The organism is Rhizobacter sp. P2_G4 (assembly GCF_056403575.1).
Map to the genome: position 1 here is coordinate 240,886 of NZ_JBFUFG010000006.1, position 22,564 is coordinate 263,449.

Below are 22,564 nucleotides of genomic sequence, written 5' to 3' on the forward strand. Positions count from 1 at the left end.
CGAGCCTTCAAGTGCTGGAGTCAACACCGTGCTCCATCGTCGACGCGTTGATCACCTTCATGCCGCGCTCGACGTTCAAGGCTGTCTTAACGCCGTCCAGCGACAGGCCGAGCTCGACCAGCGTGATGGCCACGGCGGGTTGCATGCCGACCACCACCGTGACGGCATCGAGCACTCGCGCGATGCCCGAGATCGTGGTGAGCATGCGGCCGACGAAGGAGTCGACCACTTCCAGGGCCGAGATGTCGATCAGCACACCCGTGGCGCCGGTGCTCTGGATCTTGTTCGAGAGGTCGTCTTGCAGGGCAAGGGCGGTGCGGTCCAGCAGGTCCATCTGGACCGTCACCAGCAGGCACTTGCCCATCTTGAGGATGGGAATGCGTTCCATCGCTGTGCCTCAGGCCTTGGTCCGGCTGACGGTGTAGCCGGACGTCTTCAGGGCCAGGGCCAGTGCATCGGCGAGCGTCGCCTTCGTCGTGACGCCCTGCAGGTCGATGCCGAGGTGAACGATGGTCTGCGCAATCTGCGGGCGGATGCCGCTGATGATGCATTCGGCACCCATCAGCCGAATCGCCGCGACAGTCTTCAGCAGATGCTGAGCCACCAGCGTATCGACCGTGGGGACCCCGGTGATGTCGATGATGGCCAGCTCGGAACCGGTCTCGACGATGCGTTGCAGCAGCGCTTCCATCACGAGCTGGGTGCGGTTGCTGTCGAGCGTGCCGATCATCGGCACCGCCAGAACACCATCCCACAGCTTGATCACCGGCGTGGAGAGCTCGAGCAGCTCGTGCTGCTGGCGGTTGATGATCTCTTCGCGTGTGCGCTGGTAGGTGCCCACGGTGAACTGGGCCATCTTGTCGACCAGGCTCGACACCCACAAGATGGTGTCCATCAGCGCGGCTGCATCCGTGGCGTGCCGCGTTTGCAGACGCGAGAAGAGCGGCTTCTTCATCGCCAGCACGAAGCGGCTCGTCTCTTCGCTCGAGACACCCTGAGCGGCCCGGGATGATGACAGCGCGGCCAGAACGCTGCGCAAGTCGGCCCACTCCCGGCCGTCGAAGCTCGAGGGTTCGCCATCGGCCTGGATGCCTTCCGAAAAGGCCTTCATCAGCTCTTTGGCTTCAGAGACGCCACGTGCGTCGCCGGTCTTCGACTTGTGGTTGTCCAGCTTGGCTTCGGCCAGCCATTCCGTGAGAAAGCGGTCGGAGTCGGCCTGGACCATGTCGTTCACGGTCGTGTTTTGCGTCTTCATAGGTTCTCGCTGGTGGGGGTGGACGACGAGAAGCGCAAGGGTCGAGTGCCCCGGAACCGCCCACATGCCCCACGTCTCACGACGCAACGACAGGTTGCCCATCGTACATGAGGGCTTCTTACGCGCCACGTCTCACGCAGGGTGATCTGAAAGCGACCACCGTTGTCGATGCTCAGGTGCGACGCGATGTGGTCAAGTGGCAGAGGCGGTGAAGATGCCGCGTCGACCAGATCACTCCAACACAATCTTCTGCGTCTTGACGATGTTTCTGTAGAACTGAATCCGGTGCGAGATCTCTTGCTTGTATTGAGCCGGCGTGAGGGCTTCGGGCAGCATCGCGCCGCGTGCCTCCCAGGCTAGCTTCGTGGCCGGGTCGCCGAGCACGGTGCGCATGGCTTCGTACAGCCGCGCCACGATGGCGTCTGGCGTGCGTGCGGGCGCGGCCAGGCCGGTCCATGAGGTGAGGTTCAGGTCGGGGAGCTTCAACTCATCGAACGTCGGCACCGACGGCAACTGCGCAACGCGCTGCGGTGCCGCCACAGCGAGCGCGCGCAGCTTGCCGTTGGTGATCATGTTGAGATTCGACGTGAGGTTGTTCCACGTTATCTGCACTTGCCCCGAGAGCAGGTCACCCAACGCCACGCCCGCGCCTTTGTACGGCACGTGCGTGATGGCGAGCCCGAGCTTGGCCTTGAGGATCTCCATGCTCAGGTGGGCCACCGAGCCGTTGCCTGAACTCGCGTAGTTCCACTTGCCGGGGTTGGCTCGAACGAAGGCGACGAACTCGTCGAAGGTCTTCACCGGCAGGTCGGCGTTCACCAGCACCACGTTGGCGAGCCGATCGATCAGTGTGATGGGTGCAAAGTCGGTTTCGGCGTTGTAGCTCAGGTTGGGCGTGACGGCAGGGTTCACGACGTGGGTGGACTGCGAGGTGACGATGAGCGTGTGGCCATCGGGTGCGGCCTTCGCCACATACGTGCTGCCGATGGCACCGCCTGCGCCGCCGCGGTTGTCGACGATGATGGTTTGGCCGAGCGCTTTGCCCAGCCGGTCTGCAATGGCGCGGCCCGAGACGTCGACCGACCCGCCGGCCGCAAACGGCACCACGAGCGTGATCGGGCGGCTGGGATAGCGAGGCGCCTGGGCCCAGCTGGGGAGTGCCGCGCCACCCAGAGTGCCTGCAGTGGCGCCGAGCAGGTGTCGACGGTTGATGGTGTGCTTCATGGTGTTTTCTCGGTGGTGTGGTGATGGGGTGGGGTGGCGACTTCGGCTTGGATAAAGGCGGCGACCACGCGCAACACATGGCTCACGTCTTCGCGTGTCTGTGAATAGCGCGCGTTGGGCTCGCGGGTCTCTTCATCGAGGTAAAGCTTGCGGTTGATCTCGATCTGCAAGCTCTCGCAGCCGGTGCCGGGCTGGCCGTGCTCACGGATCAGGTCTTGCCCGGCATAGGGGTCGTTAATCGACACCTGATAACCCAACGCCTGGAACGCTTCGGTCACGCAGCGTGTGAAGGCAGGCGAGCAGCTGCGGCCGTGCAGGTCGCCGAGCACCACGTCGGCGAGCGGCGTGGTGGACACGCGGCCGAGCCGTTCATAGGCATTGCTCGGCATCGAGTGCAGGTTCAGGTGCCAGGCCCTGCCGAAGGCGGTTCTCGTGTCGCGCAGCGCCTCGCTCAGCGCGCTGCGGTAAGGCTTCCAGCACGAATCAACGCGGCGCTGAATCTCGCTTGGAGCCAGCTTGCGGTCGTAGATCTCGGCGAGCGTGGTCGTCTTGCTGAACACCAGCCCGTTGCCGAGCGTGAGACAGCGCTCGGACGCTTGCACCTCGCCCGGCCACGGGTCGGACAGCATCGCGACCTCGATGTCGGTGCAGGCGCGGTTGGTGTCGATGTAGCTGCGCGGAAAGTGCGCGTGGATCAGCGTGCCGCCGACCTTGGGCGCGTCGGCCCAGAGAGCGTCCACCAGCGTGTCTTCGCATTTGCGCAGGTCTGCGAGTGCCACGGAATACCTGAAATCGTCGGGATACGTGGTGCCGCTGTGCGGCGAGTCGCATACGAGTGCGATGGGTTCCGTCTGCGGCAAGACGGTCGCGATGTTGAGGTGTGATTCCAAGGCAGGCGCACAGGGCAGGAACGAGAAGGCTTCAGCGTACGAGCCGTGCCGCGCTTGGGGAATCGACTAAATCGTTCGGGGTGTCGCCATAATGTCATCGCCATGAAATTCCGGGCCGCTTCACTCGTCGAACTGCACGCGTTTCTCGGCGTCTGCAAGGCCGGCACCATGCGCCAGGCGGCCGAGCAGCTCTGCGTGACGCAGGCGGCGGTGAGCCGAGCGGTGTTGCGCCTGGAGCGGCGGGTTGGCGCGCCTCTGTTTGAACGCAGCGCGCAAGGTGTGGTGCCCAATGCGCACGCCCTGGCGCTGCGGGCACGCATCGAGCCGAGCCTCGTTGAACTCGAGCGCGCATTCGCCGACTTCGGCCAGACGAGCGCGCAGCGCCACACGCTGCGCATGAGCATCGTGCCCACGCTCGGTACGCGCTGGCTTATGCCGCGGCTGAAAGCCTTCAAGGCGGCGCACCCCGACGTCAACGTCGAGCTGCGCCAGTTCCATCACAACGAAGACTTTCAGCGCGACGACGTCGACATCTGGATCGACATCAAGCGGCCAGGCCGGCGCTGGCCGCGCGGTATCTCAGCGAAATACCTGCTCGGGCGCGAGATCACGCCGGTGTGCACGCCCGGCATCGCCGCGCGCCTCAAGACGCCGAGCAGCCTGCTGAAGGAGACGCTGCTCCACCACACCAACTATCCCGACAACTGGCAGCTGTGGATGGCCGCCGCCGACGTGAACACCGCCAGGCTCAAGCTCGGCAGTGGCTTCGATCTCGGCAACAACCTCATCGTGGCTGCCAGCGGCGGCATGGGTGTGGCCGTGCTTCAGCCTTGTTTGGTCGAGCGCGAGCTGGCATCGGGTGAGCTCGTGCAGCCTTTCGAGCTGAGCGCGTCGACCGGCCGCGGCTACTACCTGTGCACGCGCAACGCCGCCGATGGAAAGGGCGTTGTCGACGTGTTCACGCGGTGGATCGTTGACATGGCGAAGGCTGACGGCCGTTGAATCGAGCGAGGCCGCCAGGCGGCGAAACGTCAGCTCGCTTGCCGTGCCCCAGTCAACGCAACTGCCACGTGTAGCTCAGCGAGGCATACGAATGCGGCTGCCCGGCCTCGACCAGTGCGCTGTCCCGAGCCACTGAAATGGTCAGCGAGGACTTCTTCCACCCATACGCCAGGCCAGCGGTGCTGCGCAGGCTGTTCTTGCGCAGCCGGGCGCGCTGCGGGTCGTCGTCGTCGAAGCCTGCGTGCAACGCAATGCGGTCGTAGGAGAACGCGGCAAAGGTGAACCAGCCTTCTTCGACCAGCATCGGGTCGCCGCGCTGCGACAGGATGCGTGGCGTGGTGGGGTAGCTGCGGTCCAGCCCGCGCCCGTAGCGCAGCATCAGCGTGGTGCCGACGGAAGACTGCAGGTTGCCGAGCACGCCCTGGCCGATGGCGATGGCATCGGCGCCGGGGCCGCCGCTGTCGTTGTGCCACGCGGCCCGCCAGCCGCTGGCCCCTTCGACGCCGAACAGCCCGCGGTTCGAGACCTGGGTGTCCCAGCCGCGCGGCTCCCGCGAGCCGGTCACCTTGTGGCTGAAGCGCTGTACTTGCTTCGCGCCCGACGCCGGCCCGATGACGCCGAGGTTCAGCGCGAGCATGTGGACGGAGGGGCCGTGCACGGTCACGTAGGTCGAGCGCACGAGCAGCGCGCCGATGTACGGCGCGTCGCTGGAGTCGGGCGGGTCTCTGGTGATGTCGCGTGGCGTGACCATGATCTGGCCGATCGACAGGGCGGTGAGCGTGGGCCGCGGCAGGCCCAGGCCTTCGACCAGCGGGCGCATCAGCGAGGGCGGCTCGATGGTGTCTTCACCGGCAGACGCCACGCGCAGCCGCGACAGGTAGAGGCCGTTGCTGTAGCCGCCGCCGTCCTGGCCGATGAACAGATCGTTCTGCCACGCCGCGTAGCCGAAGGTCTCGGCCGCCGAAGCGGGGAGGGTGAAAGCGGTGCTGAGGGCGCAGAGAGTGAAGAACGCGAGCCCGCTCAGCCCTCGTGCAGGCTTGCCGGCGGGCAAACGCTTCTCATGCGGCAGCCTGTCGGCTGGGCCATCGGGTGTCATGCGTGATGTGGGGAGAGCTGTGGGGGCGAGACGGCGACGAGTTTAGTGCCGGGTTTGCATCGGCGCTTTGGGCCGGTCAATTCATGGGCTGGCCGTGGGCCAATTCATAAAGGCCGATCATGGTGGCCCACGGATTGCCCCGTTTCCTTGACCCGAACCATGCCGTTGCGTCGGTAGATTGGCCAGCCGGTTCGAGGCCGGCGGCCATCGGGAAAACCAATTAGCCCATGAGGATGAACATGAAAAACACCGCAGGAAAAGTTGTCGTGATCACCGGCGCCAGCAGCGGCCTGGGCGAGGCCACGGCCCGCCTTCTGGCCGCCGAGGGCGCCATCGTCGTATTGGGAGCCCGGCGGCTGGACCGCCTGCAGGCGCTCGCCACCCAGTTGACCAGCACAGGAGGCAAGGCGCTGGCGCTCGCCACCGACGTGACCCGGCAAGACGACGTGAAGCGCCTCGTGGATGCGGCGGTGGAAGCCTACGGCCGCATCGACGTGATCCTGAACAACGCGGGCCTGATGCCCAATTCGCCGATCGAGCGGCTGAAGGTCGACGACTGGGACCGCACGATCGACGTCAACCTGAAGGGCGTGCTGTACGGCATTGCCGCGGTGCTGCCGCACATGCAGCGCCAGCGCAGCGGCCACATCATCAACGTGTCATCGGTGGCGGGCCACAAGGTGCGGCCGGGCAACGCGGTCTACGCCGCCACCAAGCATGCGGTGCGCGCGTTGTCCGAGGGGCTGCGCCAGGAGGTCAAGCCGTACAACATCCGCACCACGGTGATCTCGCCCGGCGCGGTCGACACGGAGCTGATCGACAGCATCACCGAGGCCGACGTGGCCGAAGGCGCACGCAAGGTCTACGAACTCGCGCTGCCGGCCGAGGTCTTTGCGCGCACGGTGGCTTTTGCCATCGAGCAGCCCGACGAGGTCGACATCAACGAGATCGTGTTCCGGCCGACGCGGCAGGAGTTCTGAGCGCAGCGCGCGGTGGCGTGATCGGATGCCGATCGGACATTCGTCCGATGGCGCCGAACGCCGCCGAAAGAGACAGTGTGGTCTTCGCCAACCAACCTGTCTCGACACCATGAACATCCTCAAGCTCACCACCCTCGGCCTCGCCGCTTCGATCGTCGCCGGCTCTGCCGCCGCTGCTCCTGCCGACGACACCAAACCCAGCGTCGTGATCGTGCACGGCGCCTTTGCCGATGGCTCCGACTGGGCCAAGGTGATCCCGCTGCTGCAGGCCAAGGGCCTGCACGTGGTCGCGGTGCAGAACCCGCTCAGCTCGCTGGCCGACGATGCTGCGGCCGCCAAACGCGTGATCGACGCGCAGCCGGGCAAGGTGGTGCTGGTCGGCCACTCATGGGGCGGTGCCGTGATCACCGAGGCCGGTGACAACCCGAAGGTCTCGGCGCTGGTGTACGTGGCGGCCTTTGCGCCCGATGTCGGCCAGGCTGTCGGCGACCTCGGCAAGGGCTTCCCGGCCGCCCCCGGCCTGGCCCATCTGGCGCCCGATGCAGCCGGCTGGCTGTACCTCTCGCCAGAAGGCATGAGCAAGCACTTTGCGCAGGACCTACCGGCCGCGACCACCGCGGTGATGACCGCGACGCAAGGGCCGATCTTTGGTGCAGCATTCGGCCAGAAGGTCTCCGTGGCTGCGTGGAAGCAGAAGCCGTCGTGGTACCTGCTGGCCGAAGCCGACCACATGATCGTGCCCGAGCAGCAGCGTGCGATGGCCAAGGCGATCAACGCCAAGCTCAGCACCGTCAACAGCAGCCACGTGCCGCAGCAGTCGCAGCCGGCCAAGGTGGCCGCGGTAATCCTCGACGCGGTGCAGAGCCTCAAGTAAGCACGGCATGATCCGGGGCGCGCCGCTTGATGCGGCGCGCCCTGTTTTCCATTTGATGCAAGCGATGTCCGCCTCCGACTCTCAGTCCTCAGACTCACACGTTCAGGTTTTCGACGCCGTGAAGGCGCTCGCCTTCGTCGGCGACCTGAGCATGGGCCAGCCCGTCGACCATTCGGCCCGCACCGGCTGGCTGGCGTCGCAGCTTGCGGCAGCGCTCGGCCTCGATGCGCAGGTGCAGACGCATGCGCTCTACGTCTCGCTGCTGCGCTGGTCCGGCTGCACCGCCAACGCGCCAGAGTTCGCCGACCTGATGGGCGACGACGTGGGCGGCCGGCAGGCGATGCTGGCGGTCGGCTTGCCGGCGCATCTGGTCGGGTCGATCAAGCCCGCGGCGCAGATCCACTGCGAGGTGTCGGGTGACGTGGCGCGCACGCTGGGCCTGCCCCTGCCGATCGAGCGCGCGCTGCGCCGCATCTTCGAGATGCTGGATGGCAGTGGCCAGCCGAACGCGCTCGCCGGCAACGAAGTGCCGACCGAGGTGCAACTGGTGCAGATCGCGAGCGACCTGGAAATCCACAGCCGCCTCTATGACCTCGAACGCGCGCTGACCGGCTTGGCCGCACGCGCCGGCCGGCACTATCCCGTGGAGTGGCTGTCGACGCTGCGCGAGAACGCTGCCGACTGGCTGCACACGCTGGAGCAGGAGCCGGGCTGCATCGATGCGCCGCTCGCGCAAACGCTGCCGGCACCGAGCACGTCGCTGGAGTTGATCGCCGACGTGATCGACCTGAAGCTGCCCTGGCTCACCGGCTACTCGCGCCGTGTCGCGGAGGCAGCGCGGGTCTGCGCGGTGCAGCTCGCGTTGCCCGAAGCGCAGCAGCTGCGCATCCGCCGTGCGGCACTGATCCACGGCATCGGCCGCGCTGCGGTGCCGAATGCGATCTGGAGCCAGCCGGGCCCGCCCGGCGAGGCGGCGATGGAGCGCCTGCGCCTGGTGCCGTACTGGACGGCACGCGCCGCGCGCCGCATCGGCAGCCTGGGCGAGGAGGCCGACATCGCCTCGTATGCCGACGAGCGCCTGGACGGCTCAGGGTTCTTTCGGGGCGCATCCGGCGACGCGATCGGCATCGAGGGCCGCGTGCTCGCCGCCGCCACGCAATGGGTGATGTGGCAAACCGAGCGACCGGGCCGCGTGGGCCTGAGTGAAGAAGAGGCCGCGCAGCGCCTGCGTGACGAGGCGGACCGTGGCCGCTTTGACGCGAAGGTGGTGGCCGCGCTCACCGGCGGGCCGCCAGCGGCGCACAAGCCGGCCTCAGTCGACCCAGCTGGCCCTCTGTCTGGCCGCGAGATCGAGGTGCTGCGCCGCATCAGCCATGGCGAGAGCAACAAGGAGGCAGCACGCACGCTCGGCATCAGCCCGAGCACGGTGCGTGCACACCTGGAAAACATCTTCCGCAAGCTCGAATGTACGACACGCGCCGCGGCCACGCTGAAGGCACTGACGACCGGGCTGCTGTAGCGGCGGGGTGGGGTCACGTACGGTGATAGGCGAGCACCTGATCGAGTGCCCGAGGCACATGGTCGAGAGGCAATGCCTCGACCAGCAAGGAGCCGTAGCGGATCTTGCGCCGTGCGCGCGTGCCCATGAAGCGCCGCAGATGCGCGTGTGCACTGCGCCCGCGTTGCGCGGGCTGGTCCTGAAACTTGCGGAACGACGCCAGCTCGCCTTCGCTGTCGAGCACGCGCTCGACGGCTGCGGTGCCCAAGGCGCGAATCAGCTCGTCCTCCAGATCGGCTTCGCACACGAAGAAGCCGAGCGCTTCGGTCGCTTCGCGGGTGAGCGCGTTGGCAAGCCCCATGCGGTGCAGGCTGCGCGTGGCGTACGGTGCCTCGGCCGCGTCGCAAAGACCTGCCAAGCGGAGGTTCAACCCCCTTGGACCCAGCGCGTCTGCGAACTTGCCGATGTTGGTGATGCCGCCCATCGGCAGGATGCCGATCCCCTCGGCAACCAGGTCCATGCCTCGTCTCAGCGCCAGTGATTCAAGAGCGGCCTGATCGCTCCAGCCTTCGACGAGGATCACTGCGCGTGCATGGGCTGCTGCGAGCAACTCGCAAGCGTCTTCGACCGCCAAAGGCGGCCGGGGACCTGGTGCGAATGGCTCGGCATCGAGATGATGGTGTGGTGCGGTCATGCTGGAAGCGGGAATGCAACCGGGCTTGAAAGCTACTAGCATGCCGCCGATCAGTCCAGCGGGGAACGGCGGCTTCCCCAGACCCGACTTCCCGCTACCCGTTGAAGCAGCATGACGACATCCATCTCCATTCACGAATTCGCGAAGCAGTTTCGCTTCGACCCCATCCCCGTCGAGCAATGGCACGCGCACATGCCAGCCGCCGTCGCGTCGGCCTTGCATGGCGAAGACGTGCTGGTGTTCTCGTGCCTGGACGAGTACTCGGACACCGCGGCGTTCAGTGCCCGCTACGGGTTCGGGCTCGAGGACTGTGCGAACACGCTGATCCTGAAATACACCCGCGACCAGGGCGAGCACTTCGCGGCTGCCGTCACGCTCGGCTCGCGCCGGCTCGACATCAATGGCGCGGTGAAGGAGAAGCTCGGCGCCAAGCGCCTGACCTTGGCGAAGCGTGAGGTCGCGACGGAGATCACCGGCATGGAGTTCGGTGGCATCACCGCGGTCGGGCTGCCGTCGGGCACGCGCGTTTTGGTGGATGCGGCGGTGGTGGCGCGGACGTATGTCGTGATGGGAGCGGGCGTTCGCGAAACCAAGATCCTGTTGTCACCGTCGACGCTGACGCGCCTGCCATTGCTTGAAGTCGCCCCGCTCACATTTGAGCCTCAGCCGCAATAGACGGCCGAGGTCCCCAGTGGGTGTCGCCTCGCCGACAGCGCGTGCGGCGCGTTCGTGCAACCCTGTGGAAGCCCGGCCAGGGCGGGCCACCGGATAGACCCATCAGCCGGCAGGGTTAGCGCGCTACTGCGACGAGCACGCCTCGCCAATACTTCGCTCTGCCCCTTCTCCAACCTGTTTTCAACGGAGCAAGACACCATGCGTGACTACCTCAAGTTCTACATCAACGGCGCCTGGGTCGACCCGGCGACGCCCAAGACGCTCGACGTGATCAACCCCGCCACCGAAGGCGTGGCCGGCCGCATCTCGATGGGTTCGGCCAAGGATGTCGACGTGGCCGTGAAGGCGGCTCGTGCAGCCTTCGCGAGCTTCTCGCAGACCAGCGTGGCCGAGCGCGTGGCACTGCTCGAACGCATCATCGACGAGTACAAGAAGCGCTATGCCGACGTGGCCGCTGCCATCACCGAAGAGATGGGCGCACCCGCCAAGCTCTCGAACGACGCGCAGGCAGCCATGGGCATCGGCCACCTGCAGACGGCGCTTTCGGTGCTGAAGAGCTACTCGTTCAGCGAAGACCGCGGCACCACGCGCATCGTGCATGAGCCCATCGGCGTGTGCGCCTTCATCACGCCGTGGAACTGGCCGATGAACCAGATCGCCTGCAAGGTGGCGCCTGCCCTCGCGGTGGGCTGCACCATGGTGTTGAAGCCCTCGGAGATCGCACCGTTCTCGGCCCAGGTGTGGGCCGAGATCCTGCACACGGCCGGCGTGCCCGCGGGCGTGTTCAACCTCGTCAACGGCGACGGGCCGACCGTGGGTGCCGCGCTCTCCAGCCACCCCGAGGTCGACATGGTGTCGTTCACCGGCTCTACGCGTGCCGGTGTCGAGGTGGCGCGCAATGCGGCGCCCACTGTGAAGCGCGTGCACCAGGAGCTGGGTGGCAAGTCGCCGAACATCATTCTGGAAGACGCCGACTTGAAGAAGGCCGTGACCGCCGGCGTGCGCGGCGTGATGGGCAACTCGGGTCAGTCGTGCAACGCACCGACGCGCATGCTGGTGCCCAACTCGCGCATGGCCGAGGCCATCGCCATCGCCAAGGCCGCCGCCGAAGCGACGACCGTCGGCGCACCGGCCAGCGGCGCCAGCCTCGGCCCCGTGGTCTCGGCCCAGCAGTGGGACAAGATCCAGACGCTGATCCACAAGGGCATCGAAGAAGGCGCCACCGTGGTCGCAGGTGGGCCCGGCAAGCCGGCGGGTCTGGAAACCGGCTACTACGTGAAGCCGACGATTCTTGCGAACGTGAACAACCAGATGACGGTGGCGCGCGAAGAGATCTTCGGCCCGGTGCTCACCATCCTCGGCTACGACACGGTCGACGAAGCCATCGCCATTGGCAACGACACGCCTTACGGCCTGGCCGCTTACGTCTCGGGCACCGACCCCGAAGCCACGCGCAAGGTGGCCTCGCGCCTGCGCGCCGGTCAAGTCAACATCAACAGCGCAGCGGTGGATCTGATGGCACCGTTCGGCGGCTTCAAGCAATCGGGCAATGGCCGCGAGTGGGGCGACAAGGCATTCGGCGAATTCCTCGAAACGAAGGCCCTGCTGGGCTTCGCGCCGAAGGCGGCCTGACGTTCATGCACCCGCGCACGGCCGGGAGGCCGGCGCGGGCGCGATGGCCCAGCCATCAGGCCCGGTGGCGTAGGCCTCGTATCGAGGTTTCCATAACGTGCGACAGTCTCCGACCGTTCGCACTGAGCTGGTCGGAATGCCTGCACCTGGGCAACGCCGGACATGATGTGTGGTGTTCATCGGCATGCCGCCCCTCGATCTCGTAAGAATCAGATGAATTTATTCAGCAAGTTCGCCGTTCGTTGCGTGTTGATCGCGACAAGCCTGTTGCTTGCCGGTTGCCCAAAATCACAAGTTCGATATTCCGAAACCCTGGACCGAAATGCCTTGATGGTTCTGGCTTTCCCCGGTTGGGCGCCGACCGGAAGCGAAAAAATCCAAAGCACGGACTGGTCGATCACAACAGATGCTCCCGGCGAAGCGGTGGCCAAAGCAGTGACTCAGGCAGAAGTCTCCCCTCTGTATGTTGTGAAACTGGACGACACACATGCTGCGCTGGTGACCCAGGTTCTGCCGGTCGATGAAAGCAATCGTCCATACGACCACCCTGCGTCTTCCGGGACGATCGGTGCCTACTTCTTTGAACACAGTGCCGCCGGGTGGCGGATAGCGAACCGACAGCATTCCGTGGCAACCAGTGGCGCGGGCGGCAATATCGGCCAGACCGGCGTCACAAAACTGGGAGAGGGGCACTTTGCCGTCACCGCCCAATGGGGAAGCTGCTCGCAAGGCTATTGCGGCAGATGGCTTGTGGTCGTTGGCCTTCAGCGCGATCGAGCCACCTTGCTGAATTCGGGCATTGCCCTGTCGGTGAACAACGATGGCGCCTATGGCGCCTGCAGTGCTTTGGACAATCCTGCCCCTGTGGAGGAAGACGCCGAGGAAGACCCTGAAGAAGACACCGAGGTACAAAACAACGAGTGCCTGGATATTCAAGGTCAGTGGAAATTCCGGGGAAACCGCTTGCTGGTGTCGTACGAAGGTCGACTGCGCCAACTGGACGAACACGGTGAGTTTCTGCCCATCAAGAAGATTCAAGAACAGGCGATCTACGAAGCGACACGGGGCGAGCTCACGCTGATCAGTGGTAGCAATCCCATCCCTGATTTTTAAGGGTGCAACGCGTGCGTAGCCGTGTGTCGCGCGATTCACTCAGTTAGGGTCTCCCATGTTGCTGCTCTGGGGCAATGCCGATTCCGTCAACGTTCAGAAAATCATGTGGTGCTGCGAGGAGCTCGGCCTCGCGTACCAGCGCATCGACGCGGGCCGGCACTTTGGAGTGGTGAACACTCCGGAGTTCCGCCAGATCAACCCCAATGGCCTGGTACCGACCATCGACGACGATGGCTTCGTGCTGTGGGAGTCGAACGCAATCCTGCGCTACCTTGCGGCGAAGCACGCAGCCGGGACGCTGTGGCCCACGGATGTGAGAGAACGCGCGCGCGCCGACCGCTGGATGGACTGGGCCAACTCGACGCTTTGGCCGACGATGGTGCCGTTGTTCCGCGCCTTCATGCGCACGCCCGAGGCGCAGCGCAATGCAGCGGCGATCGAGGCAGATCGTTTGGAGACCGTCGAAGTCTTGCGGGTTCTCGACGCGCAACTCGCTGCGACCGAGTTCGTCGGTGGCGACACGTTCACGATGGGCGATATCGCGGTGGGCTGCGCGGCGTGGCGCTGGATGGCGCTGCCGATCGAGCGGCCGCTCTTGCCCAACTTTCAGCGTTGGTTCGACGCGCTGGCGACGCGGCCGGCGTACCGCCGTGTCGTCATGCTGCCGTTGAGCTGACCTGGCCGCTGCGCCACGGCTTCATTGCCACCAGCGCGGCGAGGGCCATCGCGACCAGCAGCGAGCCGTAGCCCATCGCGGTGGGCTTCAGGCCGAAGATGCCGACGCACAGGCCGGCCGCAATGGCCGGCAGGCTGAACGCCAGGTAGCTGAGCACGAAGAAGCTGGCCATCAGCCCGGCCCGCTCGAGTGCTGTGGCCAGCGGCACCAGGCTGCGCATCGCGCCGTTGAACGAAGCGCCGAAGCCCACGCCCGCGAGCGCCGTGCCGGCGAAGAACAGCGGCGTCACATGCCAGTGCATGCCGGCCAGCGTGATGACAAGCCCGACGGCGAAGAAGGCGGCACCCACGGCCAGCGTGGCGCGCGGCGAGCGCGCTCTCACCGCGTAGATCGAGACAGCGGCGCTGAGCACCAGCACGGCGATCAGCGCACCTCCGATGACCGGCGCATCGTTGCCGGTGATGAGCTTCGCGAGCGTGGGCCCGAGCGACAGATAGAAGCCGCCGAGCGCCCACAACGCGGTGTTGACGGGCAGCAGCTGCCACAGCGTCAAACGGGCCTGCACGGGAATCGAGAGCTTGGGCTTCAACGATTGCCACACGCCGGGGCGCCGCTCGACCGTCTCGGGCAGATAGAACGCCGCCACGGCTTGCAGGGCAAAGGCGAGCAGCAGCAACTCGAACACCAGCTTCGTCGGTGCGGGTGCGAACTGCACCAGCGCGCTCGTGCCCAGCGCGCCAAGCGCCATGCCGATCATCGGCGCGATGCCGTTGATGAGCGAGCCACGTTCGCGGTTCAGGTCCAGCATGGCGGCGCTGACGGTGCTGGTGGCGATGCCGGTTGCCAGGCCCTGCAGCACGCGCGCGGCCAGCAGCCAGGTTACCGAGTCGGCGCGCCAGAAGAGCACGATGGACGCGAATTCTAGGCCGATGGACAGCAGCACCACTTCGCGCCGGCCGCGGTGGTCCGACAGCCCGCCCAGCACGAGCAGCGCGGCAAGCAATGCGAAGGCATAGCTGCTGAACACCAGCGTGAGCGTGAGGGCGGAGAAGCCCCAGGCCTCTCGGTAGATCGCATACAGCGGCGAAGGCGCGCTCGATGCCGCGAGAAAGCTCACGAGGACGATGCCGTGCAGCCACAGCGCCTGCGCGGCGTTCATGCGCCTGGCGCCGAGGGCGGGCAGCGGGTCGTTGGCGAGCGGCGGCATGTGAATCCCTTCGGTGCGACAAAAGCAAAGTCTTTGCGTTTATTCATTCTGTCACTAAAGCAAATCCTTTGCGTTAACATTGTCCGCATGAGTTCCAGACCCAACCTCCGCCCCGGTGGCCGCAGCGCGCGGGTGCAGGCAGCCGTCCACCAGGCCACACATGAATTGATGGAAGCGCATGGCCGCGCGGAACTGACGGTGCCGCTCATCGCGGCGCGTGCCGGCGTGACGCCATCGACCATTTACCGACGCTGGGGTGACCTGGCCGACCTGCTGGCCGACGTGGCCATGGAACGCATGCGCCCGGAAGGCGAGCCTGCCGACACCGGCACCGTGAAGGGCGATCTGCGGGCGTGGGCCGAGCAGTACCTGGACGAGATGTCGTCGGAGATCGGCCTGGCGATGATGCGCGATGTGCTCTCGGGCCGCAGCAGCGGCGACGTGCCGGTGCCGTGCCGCTGTGCAGAGTTCACCGCAAGCCAGATCGCCGTCATCGTGGACCGCGGCATGGCGCGCAAGCAGGCGGTGCCCGAAGTCGATGCGGTGATGGACGTCGTGGTGGCGCCGATCATCTACCGCCTGCTGTTCGGGCCGGTACCGCCCACGCAGCGGCACGTGCGAGGGCTGGTGGATGCCTGCATGGCGGGCGCCGTGAAAAAGAAGGCGGCGGCAGCAACCCCCGCCTGAGAGGCGTGACGGCCGCCGTCAGCCCGTGCGGGTCAGCGCGGCGACGAGGTCGGACTGCGTGATGATGCCGACCAGCCGCTTGTCGGCATCGATGATCGGGATGTGGTGGTGGCCGGTGTCGGCGAACAGCGGCACGAGCTCGCTGATCGGCCGGTCGGCGCTGGCCACGCGCACCTGCCTCACCATGATCTGGCCGACGGCTTCGGGCTTGTCTGAATGCGTGGTGTTGGACGGGCTGACGAAAGCGCGCAGGCGCTGTGCCCAGCCATGATGCCAGTCGAGGTCGGCACTGCGCAAGAAGTCGGACAGCGTGACGATGCCCACCACGCGCGACACGCGGTCGACCACCGGCAAGGCCTTGATGCGGCGCTCGCGCAGCAGGGCCCAGGCGTCTTGCAACGAAGTGCCGTAGGAGACGGTGGCCACGTCGCGCGACATGATGTCGGCACAGCGCACCTCGCCCAGCCGGCGGCGGTAGGCCTCGATCTCGGTTTGCGCCAGCAGGTTCTGCAGGTCGTCGCGGCTCAGGTCGAGCACCTGGTTGTAGCGGGCGAGTACCGCGTCGAGATCGGCCTCGGCGAATCCCGGGGCCTGCACCTTGCCGGCAGCCGGTGCGGGCAGGAGCTGGCCATGCGGATAGCGGCGCTGGGTCAGGTTGTTATAGGCAATGCCGGCGGTGACCAGCAAGGCCGAGCCGAGCAGCACCGGCGCGAGCGCGAACTGCAGATCGTGCACACCCGTCAGCACCACCAGCAAGGCGCTGGCACCGCCCGGCGGATGCAGGCAGCGCAGCAGGAACATCGCGCCGATGGCCAGCCCCACCGCCGAGGCCGCGACCCACGGTTCCACGCCGAAGGCCTGCACGCAGACGATGCCCACCATCGCCGACACGGTGTTGCCGCCGGCCACGGCCCAGGGCTGCGCCATCGGGCTGGCCGGCACGCCGAACACGAGCACCGCGCTCGCACCCAGCGGTGCGATGAGCCAGGGAACGCCGGCGACGTTCTGCGTCAGCCAGTGGCTCAGCAGGGCGGTGAAAAAGAGGCCGAGTGCGGCACCTGCCACCACGCGCCAGCGCTCGCGGGCGTCGACGGCCATGCGGGCCGGCAGGAAGTCGCGCAGCCAGGCGCGGGCGCGTGCGCGTCTCGGCAAGGCGAGGGCGCTGAGGTTCACGTCTTGTTCAGCCATCGATGCATCTGTGGAGAAGCCGGCAAAGGGTTGCCATTGTGGCTGCTCAGGCCCTGGCGCCGCCCCGGGTATCTCCCCACGAATACCTCCCCGGGGCGATGCATTACGCCCGGTGCTAAGCTGGCTTCGTCCTACTCAAAAGAACCCTCGGAGACCCACCATGCCCGGACTGCTTCCCCACGTCGACCCTGAAGGCCTGCTCGAGTTCTCGGTGGTCTACACCGACCGCGCACTGAATCACATGTCGCAGAAGTTCCAGGGGGTGATGCGCGACATCTCGTCCACGCTGAAAGAGGCTTACAAGGCCAAGTCGGCGATCGTGGTGCCGGGCAGCGGCACTTTCGGCATGGAAGCGGTGGCGCGCCAGTTCGCCACGGGGCAGAAAGTGGTCGTGGTTCGCAACGGCTGGTTCAGCTACCGCTGGACGCAGATCTTTGACATGGGCTCGATCCCGTCGAGTGCCACGGTGCTGAAGGCCCGTCCGATCGCCTCGGGCCCGCAGGCCGCATTTGCGCCGGCGCCCATCGAAGAGGTGGTGGCTGCCATCCGCCGTGAAGAGGCGGGCGTGGTGTTCGCAGCGCATGTCGAAACGGCCTCCGGGATCATGCTGCCCGACGGCTACCTGCGCGCCATCAGCGAGGCCGTGCACGCCGTCGGTGGCCTGTTCGTGCTCGACTGCATTGCCTCGGGCGCGATGTGGGTGGACATGCAAGCCAACGGTGTCGACGTGCTGATCAGCGCGCCACAAAAGGGCTGGAGCGGCTCTCCTGGCAGCGCCTTCGTGATGCTGAGCGAACGCGCCCGCGAGCGCATCGACAAGACCACGAGCACCAGCTTCGCCTGCGACCTGAAGAAGTGGCTACAGATCATGGAGACGTATGAAAACGGCGCCCATGCGTACCACACCACCATGCCGACCGATGCGCTCACGCGCGTGCGCGACGTGATGCTGGAAACCAAGCGCCTCGGCTTCGACACTGCGCGCAGCGCGCAGCAAGCGCTGGGCACGCAGGTGCGTGCGCTGCTTGCTCGCAAGGGATTCAAGAGCGTGGCGGCACCGGGCTTCGAAGCGCCCGGCGTCGTCGTGAGCTACACCGACGACCCGGAGATCCAGTCGTCGAAGAAGTTCGCGGGCCTCGGTCTGCAGACAGCGGCCGGCGTGCCGCTGCAATGCGATGAGGGGGCGGACTTCCGCAGCTGGCGCATCGGCCTCTTTGGGCTGGACAAGCTGCAGAACGTGGAGCGCACGGTTCAGCAGCTCGACGACGCGCTGAGCCGCATTCGCTGATCAGCGTTTGCCTTCGAGGTGCCGCTCAGGCGGTGCCTCGGATCTGGCGCACGCCGCGCCCCAACCGCCGGCGCAGCAGCGAGCGCAGCGTCACGCCGTCGGCATAACCCACCTGTGCCGCGATGCTTTCGATGTCGGTTCGACTGGTCTTGAGCAGGTGCACCGCCCGCTCGACGCGCAGATCCTGGAAGTACGAAAGCGGCGTCTTGCCGAGCACGGCCTCGAGCCGGCGCTGCAGGGTGCGCTTGCTTGTGGCCAGTGCCTCTGCCGCGTCGTCGAGCGAGAAGCCTTGTGCGAGCCGGCCACGCGCCCAGCGCTCGAAGCGCGACACCAGCGGGTCGGTGTGTGCCAGGTGGTCGGGGATCACATAGGGCGCCTGTGAGGGCCGGTCATCGACGATCAGGTAGCGCGCGGTCACCGCGGCCAGCTCAGGGCTCACCTGCCGAACCAGCCACAGCGCGAGGTCGATGTGGGCGATGGCGGCACCAGTCGTGACGAAGTCGCCCGAGTTCACCAGCATCTGCGATTCGGTCAGCTTCACTGCCGGGTAGCGCTCGCGAAACAGCGGCGCCAGCCACCAGCTCGTGGTGGCCTCGTGGCCGTCGAGCAGGCCTGATTCGGCCAGCACGAAACCGCCGATGCAGGCCGCGGCCAGCCGCGCGTCCTGCTCATGCCAAGTGCGCAGCTGCTGCGCGGCTTGCTGCACGTCGCGGCGCTGCAGCGCCTGCGTCAACGCCGCAGGCATCTTGGTGCCAATGGCGACCACGACCACCCAGTCGGGGCGTTCGTCTGGGTCGATCGCGTGCACCGGAACACGCAGGCCCTGGGCGGTGCTGACCTGCCTGCGCAAGCCGACCACGCGCACGTCGAACGGTGTGATGGCCAGCTGCTGCGCGGCGGCGAGCTCATTGGCGGTGGTGAGTGCGTCCAGCACGGTGGCCAGGCCCGTGTCGAACACCCCGTCGAGTGCGAGTACCCAGATCTTCATGGCGTGAACGATATCAAAGATGTCATTTGCGGCAATGGTGGGTTACCCGCTGGCTGCCTAGAGTCAGCTCTGTCGAATCCTCGACCTTCACCTCACCTGGAGACACATCATGATCAAGTTCGCACTGTTCGTCCGCCTCGAAGCCAAGCCGGGCAAGGAGGCCGAGGCCGAGCAATTCCTGCAGGCCGGCCTGTCGATGGCCAACGACGAGCAGACCACGCCCATCTGGTTTGCGCTGCGCCTGTCGAAGTCGAGCTTCGCGATCTTCGACGCCTTCCACGACGAAGCGGGCCGCCAGGCTCACCTCGCCGGGGCGATCGCGAAGGCCTTGATGGCCAAGGCGCCCGAGCTGTTCGAAGGTTCGCTGAAGATCGAGAGCATCGACGTGCTGGGGCTGAAGAACAAGGCCGCCGGCTGAGGCTCGGGCGCAAAGAGACCCTTCTGAAAGAGCAACCTTGCGGTTGCTCTTTCATCGAGGCGCGTCTATAAATGCAACCAGGAGGTTGCATATGAACGCCATCAATACCCGTACCAGCACAGACCGCATCGAGAAACAGATCGATCTCAAGGCCCCGCGCTCACGCGTGTGGCAGGCCCTCACCGATGCCGAGCAGTTCGGCACCTGGTTCGGCGTGAAGCTGGAAACAGCTTTCGTTCCGGGCCGGCCCGCGTGGGGCCAGATCACCTATCCGGGCTATGAGCATGTTCGTTTCGAAGTGCAGGTGGAACGCATGGAGGCCGAGCGCTTGTTCTCGTTCCGCTGGCACCCGTATGCGGTCGACCCGAAGGTCTATTACTCGAAGGAGCCCAGCACGCTGGTCGAGTTCACGCTCGAAGACATGCCGGGTGGAACGCGCTTGACCGTGGTGGAGTCGGGTTTCGATCGCCTGCCCGCATCGCGCCGCGACGAAGCTTTCCGCATGAACGAAGGCGGCTGGGCAGAGCAGGTGATCAACATCCGCAACCATGTCTCGGGTTAGCCAGCAGTCGGCCACGCAGGCCCGCAACGCCGCACCGCTGTTCGCTGCACTGGGCGACGAGACGCGGCTGCAGCTGCTGGTGCGGCTCTCGCGCCAGGGGCCGGAGTCGATCGCGCAGATGAGCGCGGAGTCGGCGGTTTCGCGGCAGGCCGTCACCAAGCACCTGAAGGTGCTGGCGGATGCCGGTTTCGTGGTCGGGCAGCGCCGAGGCCGCGAGCACATCTGGGCGTTGCAACCGCGGCGGCTGCGCGAGGTGCGCGAGCACCTCGACCGCATCTCGCTGCAGTGGGACGACGCGCTGATCCGGCTGAAGGCCTTCGTCGGGGGGTAAGCGAATTCAGCGCGGGGCCAGTGAGGCCAGCGCGCGGCTCGCCGCCACGCCGGTCACGCGGGCGTCGTGAACGGTGACCTGCAGGCGCCACAACAGCCAGGGCAGCAGCGCCTGGGTGGGTGGCTCGGCGGGCAGGTGCTCGAGTCCGATCTCGATGGCGGGCGCGGCGCTGTCGTCTGCCACGGGCGCCGAGGCGGCGAGTGCCTTGCCCAGTGCCTCGCTGGCGGCTTGCAAGGCAGCAGACGCTTCGGGCTGGCCGAGCTCGGCGCTGCCTCGGGCCAGCATCAGGCGCAGCACCGACAGGTGAGCCATCAGGCGCTGGCCATGGTCGAGCAGCAGCGCGAGTTCGTGCACCGGCGGGCGCACGCTCGCCGGCTCGGCGGCGCTGCGCTGCAAGGTAGCGGCGAGCGCTGCCAGCGCGTCGTAGGCTTGGCGGCGCGCGAGCCGCTGGGCCACCGCACCGGCGGCATCGAGGCTTTGCAGCGAATGGCGGGCGTAGTCTTGCAGCGCCTGCAGGCCGCGCGCGATGGTGAGCGGCAGGTTGCGCCGCTCCCACGAGGGAAGTACGTAGCTGAAGCCCCAGGCCAGCAGCGCGCCCAGCACCGTGTCGGCCACGCGCTCGGCAATGGGAAAGCCGGAACCGGGCTGCGCCAAATGGGCCTGCAGCAAGGCCATCACGGTGGCGGCGACGGCGGTGACGAGGTAGCGCTCAACAGCAAAACTGTGGGCGAGCCCCACGGCCACGAGAAACACCAAGCCCATGAAGGCGGTGGACGGCACCTGTGCGAGCAGCATCACCAGCATGCAGCCGGCGATGGTGCCGAGCACGCGCGCGTTGCGCCGCGCCAGCGTCTGCCCGAGGTTGCCGCGCAGCACCACGGCCACGCTCAGCACCAGCCACTGCGGGTGCGAGGCCCAGGGCAGCACGAGCGCCACGTAGTAGGCGGTGGCAAGCGCCAGCGCCGCACGCAGCGCGTGCCGCAACACCGGTGACTGCAGCGTGGCGTGGGCGCGCAAGGCCACGAGCGGCCAACTGGTGGGGCCGACGAACTGGCGCAACTCTTCGCGCGAGAGCTGCAGCTGAGGCGCTCCGCCGCGCAGCAGCGCCTGCATGCGGTCGAGATCGCGCTGCAGGTGCAGCACGCGGTTGACGAGTGCCGGCAACAGACGGGCGCGGCCGTCGCCCGTGGCCAGGTTGACCGTGCCGAAGAGACTCGACACCGTGCTGGCTTCACGCGGCACGACAGAGGTGAGGGGCGCGCCGCGCAGCGCAGCCTGCATCGCGTCGAGCTCGTCGCCCATCTGGCGCAGCCGCTCGGCCAGGCAATGGCGCAGCTGGCGGCCTTGCTCGTCGGCGCCTAGCAGGCCGATGTCGAGCTGGCTCGCGAGCAGGATGTCGCGCAGCTCGATGGTGTGCAGCAGCAGGGCCGTTTCTTGGCGGGCGCGTGGGGTGTCGGAGGCGGTGAACAGCAGGTCGCGCGCCGCCTGCAGCCGCTCGGCCAGTGCTGCTTCGTTGAGGATCCAGTCCTGCAGGCGGCCCGAGGTGTCGGCGCGGTCGCCCACCGCTTCGAGCAGGTTGGCGCGCGATTGCAGCAGCCGCACCGTGGCGCCGATGGCGTTGGCCAGCAGCAGGCTGCGGTAGCGCCGCTGCATGGCCGAGACGGCGATCTGCGACCACAGCRCGTAGGCCAGCGCGCCCGCTGCGTTCCAGGCGACGACTTGCAGCGTGTCGTGTGCCTTCGGCAAGCCCATGGTGAAGATGATGGCCAGCAGGGGCGCGAACGATACCGGGCCGGCGCGCGGCCCCCACACCAGCGTCATCATCGCGGCGAAGGTGATTGCGGCAATGCCGATGCCGACGAGCTGAGGATGCGGCATCAGCAGCAAGATCAGCCACGCTGAGAGCGTGCCGCCCGCCGCTGCGCTCAGCACCCGGCGCCACGAGCGGGCGCGTGTGTCGGGCACATCGGCCAGGCTTGCGTAGACGGCGCCGCTGACGGCAAGCTGCGCGATGTGCGGGCCGGCCAACACGCCGAACAACAGCTGCACGCAGCCGATGCCCAGCGCCACGGTGAGACCGTTGAGCACATGGGCGGGCAGGCGCAAGGTCCAACGGGTGAGGGCGGAATGCGGCATCGGTGCAGGGAGTGGTTGGAGGCGAGGAGGGCCGACTCAGCATAGCGCCGCAGGCGCCATGGCCCTTAACCCTCGCCTAATCCTTGCCTAATGGAACGCTCACCGGTCGCCCCTATCTTTTGCTGCATGCGGAATCTCCCGCGAAGACAG

23 protein-coding genes are annotated in these 22,564 nt (G+C 66.8%); 13 read left to right on the forward strand and 10 right to left on the reverse strand.

Translation table 11 applies throughout. The annotated features are described in order from the left end of the window. Positions 1-7: 7 nt before the first annotated feature. The 4 genes from AC1DYS_RS22045 to AC1DYS_RS22060 form a co-directional block, all read right to left on the reverse strand. Positions 8-388, reverse strand: a complete 381-nt coding sequence (locus AC1DYS_RS22045; protein ID WP_477903116.1) for an STAS domain-containing protein — start codon at positions 386-388, stop codon at positions 8-10. Between the two features lie 9 nt (positions 389-397). Further along, positions 398-1,255, reverse strand: coding sequence for an STAS domain-containing protein (locus AC1DYS_RS22050; protein WP_477903118.1), 858 nt, complete (start codon positions 1,253-1,255; stop codon positions 398-400). A 231-nt stretch (positions 1,256-1,486) separates the two neighbouring features. Then, a complete protein-coding gene (locus tag AC1DYS_RS22055; RefSeq protein ID WP_477903120.1) occupies positions 1,487-2,479 on the reverse strand; it encodes a Bug family tripartite tricarboxylate transporter substrate binding protein in 993 nt (330 codons plus the stop codon). After that, positions 2,476-3,369, reverse strand: a complete 894-nt coding sequence (locus tag AC1DYS_RS22060; protein WP_477903122.1) for an N-formylglutamate amidohydrolase — start codon at positions 3,367-3,369, stop codon at positions 2,476-2,478. Before AC1DYS_RS22060 ends, AC1DYS_RS22055 begins: the two co-directional genes overlap by 4 nt. 102 nt (positions 3,370-3,471) lie before the next feature. Here AC1DYS_RS22060 and AC1DYS_RS22065 point away from each other — a divergent pair, with 102 nt between their 5' ends. Beyond that, positions 3,472-4,371: a LysR substrate-binding domain-containing protein gene (locus AC1DYS_RS22065; RefSeq protein WP_477903124.1), complete on the forward strand. Its 900-nt coding sequence runs from the start codon at positions 3,472-3,474 to the stop codon at positions 4,369-4,371. Positions 4,372-4,423: 52 nt separating this feature from the next. Here AC1DYS_RS22065 and AC1DYS_RS22070 read toward each other — a convergent pair whose 3' ends face one another. Continuing rightward, a complete protein-coding gene (locus tag AC1DYS_RS22070; protein WP_477903126.1) occupies positions 4,424-5,467 on the reverse strand; it encodes a lipid A-modifier LpxR family protein in 1,044 nt (347 codons plus the stop codon). Between the two features lie 239 nt (positions 5,468-5,706). Between AC1DYS_RS22070 and AC1DYS_RS22075 the strand changes: the two genes are divergently transcribed. The 3 genes from AC1DYS_RS22075 (at position 5,707) to AC1DYS_RS22085 (ending at position 8,840) form a co-directional block, all read left to right on the forward strand. Beyond that, positions 5,707-6,447, forward strand: coding sequence for an SDR family oxidoreductase (locus AC1DYS_RS22075; protein ID WP_477903128.1), 741 nt, complete (start codon positions 5,707-5,709; stop codon positions 6,445-6,447). Between the two features lie 109 nt (positions 6,448-6,556). Continuing rightward, entirely contained in the window at positions 6,557-7,321 is a 765-nt protein-coding gene (locus tag AC1DYS_RS22080; RefSeq protein ID WP_477903130.1) for an alpha/beta fold hydrolase, read from the forward strand. A gap of 64 nt (positions 7,322-7,385) precedes the next feature. Then, on the forward strand, positions 7,386-8,840 hold the full coding sequence (locus AC1DYS_RS22085) for an HD domain-containing phosphohydrolase (protein WP_477903132.1): 1,455 nt from the start codon (positions 7,386-7,388) through the stop codon (positions 8,838-8,840). A gap of 13 nt (positions 8,841-8,853) precedes the next feature. Here AC1DYS_RS22085 and AC1DYS_RS22090 read toward each other — a convergent pair whose 3' ends face one another. Next, the gene (locus AC1DYS_RS22090; RefSeq protein ID WP_477903134.1) at positions 8,854-9,513 is read right to left on the reverse strand and encodes a TOPRIM nucleotidyl transferase/hydrolase domain-containing protein; all 660 of its coding nucleotides are present in this window, start codon (positions 9,511-9,513) and stop codon (positions 8,854-8,856) included. A 111-nt stretch (positions 9,514-9,624) separates the two neighbouring features. Here AC1DYS_RS22090 and AC1DYS_RS22095 point away from each other — a divergent pair, with 111 nt between their 5' ends. From AC1DYS_RS22095 to AC1DYS_RS22110, 4 genes are all read left to right on the forward strand, one after another. Further along, positions 9,625-10,188, forward strand: a complete 564-nt coding sequence (locus tag AC1DYS_RS22095) for a YbaK/EbsC family protein (RefSeq protein WP_477903136.1) — start codon at positions 9,625-9,627, stop codon at positions 10,186-10,188. Between the two features lie 198 nt (positions 10,189-10,386). Beyond that, positions 10,387-11,820, forward strand: coding sequence for an aldehyde dehydrogenase family protein (locus tag AC1DYS_RS22100; RefSeq protein ID WP_477903138.1), 1,434 nt, complete (start codon positions 10,387-10,389; stop codon positions 11,818-11,820). A gap of 213 nt (positions 11,821-12,033) precedes the next feature. Then, complete coding sequence (locus AC1DYS_RS22105; protein ID WP_477903140.1) at positions 12,034-12,933, forward strand: hypothetical protein; 900 nt, start codon at positions 12,034-12,036, stop codon at positions 12,931-12,933. Positions 12,934-12,988: 55 nt separating this feature from the next. Then, positions 12,989-13,609, forward strand: coding sequence for a glutathione S-transferase family protein (locus tag AC1DYS_RS22110; RefSeq protein WP_477903142.1), 621 nt, complete (start codon positions 12,989-12,991; stop codon positions 13,607-13,609). Here AC1DYS_RS22110 and AC1DYS_RS22115 read toward each other — a convergent pair. Beyond that, positions 13,590-14,816: an MFS transporter gene (locus AC1DYS_RS22115; protein WP_477903144.1), complete on the reverse strand. Its 1,227-nt coding sequence runs from the start codon at positions 14,814-14,816 to the stop codon at positions 13,590-13,592. The genes AC1DYS_RS22110 and AC1DYS_RS22115 overlap by 20 nt on opposite strands. A gap of 87 nt (positions 14,817-14,903) precedes the next feature. Here AC1DYS_RS22115 and AC1DYS_RS22120 point away from each other — a divergent pair, with 87 nt between their 5' ends. Further along, on the forward strand, positions 14,904-15,503 hold the full coding sequence (locus AC1DYS_RS22120; RefSeq protein ID WP_477903146.1) for a TetR/AcrR family transcriptional regulator: 600 nt from the start codon (positions 14,904-14,906) through the stop codon (positions 15,501-15,503). A gap of 18 nt (positions 15,504-15,521) precedes the next feature. On the opposite strand, the gene AC1DYS_RS22125 is transcribed toward AC1DYS_RS22120, so the two are convergent. Next, positions 15,522-16,691, reverse strand: a complete 1,170-nt coding sequence (locus tag AC1DYS_RS22125) for an HPP family protein (protein WP_477903148.1) — start codon at positions 16,689-16,691, stop codon at positions 15,522-15,524. Between the two features lie 160 nt (positions 16,692-16,851). Between AC1DYS_RS22125 and AC1DYS_RS22130 the strand changes: the two genes are divergently transcribed. After that, complete coding sequence (locus AC1DYS_RS22130) at positions 16,852-17,979, forward strand: aminotransferase class V-fold PLP-dependent enzyme (protein ID WP_477903150.1); 1,128 nt, start codon at positions 16,852-16,854, stop codon at positions 17,977-17,979. 25 nt (positions 17,980-18,004) lie between these two features. On the opposite strand, the gene AC1DYS_RS22135 is transcribed toward AC1DYS_RS22130, so the two are convergent. Continuing rightward, the gene (locus AC1DYS_RS22135) at positions 18,005-18,967 is read right to left on the reverse strand and encodes a GlxA family transcriptional regulator (protein WP_477903152.1); all 963 of its coding nucleotides are present in this window, start codon (positions 18,965-18,967) and stop codon (positions 18,005-18,007) included. Between the two features lie 109 nt (positions 18,968-19,076). Here AC1DYS_RS22135 and AC1DYS_RS22140 point away from each other — a divergent pair, with 109 nt between their 5' ends. From AC1DYS_RS22140 to AC1DYS_RS22150, 3 genes are all read left to right on the forward strand, one after another. Continuing rightward, the gene (locus AC1DYS_RS22140; protein WP_477903154.1) at positions 19,077-19,385 is read left to right on the forward strand and encodes a putative quinol monooxygenase; all 309 of its coding nucleotides are present in this window, start codon (positions 19,077-19,079) and stop codon (positions 19,383-19,385) included. A 91-nt stretch (positions 19,386-19,476) separates the two neighbouring features. Beyond that, entirely contained in the window at positions 19,477-19,947 is a 471-nt protein-coding gene (locus tag AC1DYS_RS22145) for an SRPBCC family protein (RefSeq protein WP_477903156.1), read from the forward strand. Next, positions 19,934-20,278 carry an ArsR/SmtB family transcription factor gene (locus AC1DYS_RS22150; protein ID WP_477903158.1) on the forward strand — a complete coding sequence of 115 codons (345 nt, stop codon included), beginning with the start codon at positions 19,934-19,936 and terminating at the stop codon, positions 20,276-20,278. The genes AC1DYS_RS22145 and AC1DYS_RS22150 overlap by 14 nt, the downstream gene beginning before the upstream one ends. 6 nt (positions 20,279-20,284) lie before the next feature. Here AC1DYS_RS22150 and AC1DYS_RS22155 read toward each other — a convergent pair whose 3' ends face one another. Further along, a complete protein-coding gene (locus AC1DYS_RS22155) occupies positions 20,285-22,414 on the reverse strand; it encodes an FUSC family protein (protein WP_477903160.1) in 2,130 nt (709 codons plus the stop codon). Positions 22,415-22,564 lie beyond the last annotated feature (150 nt).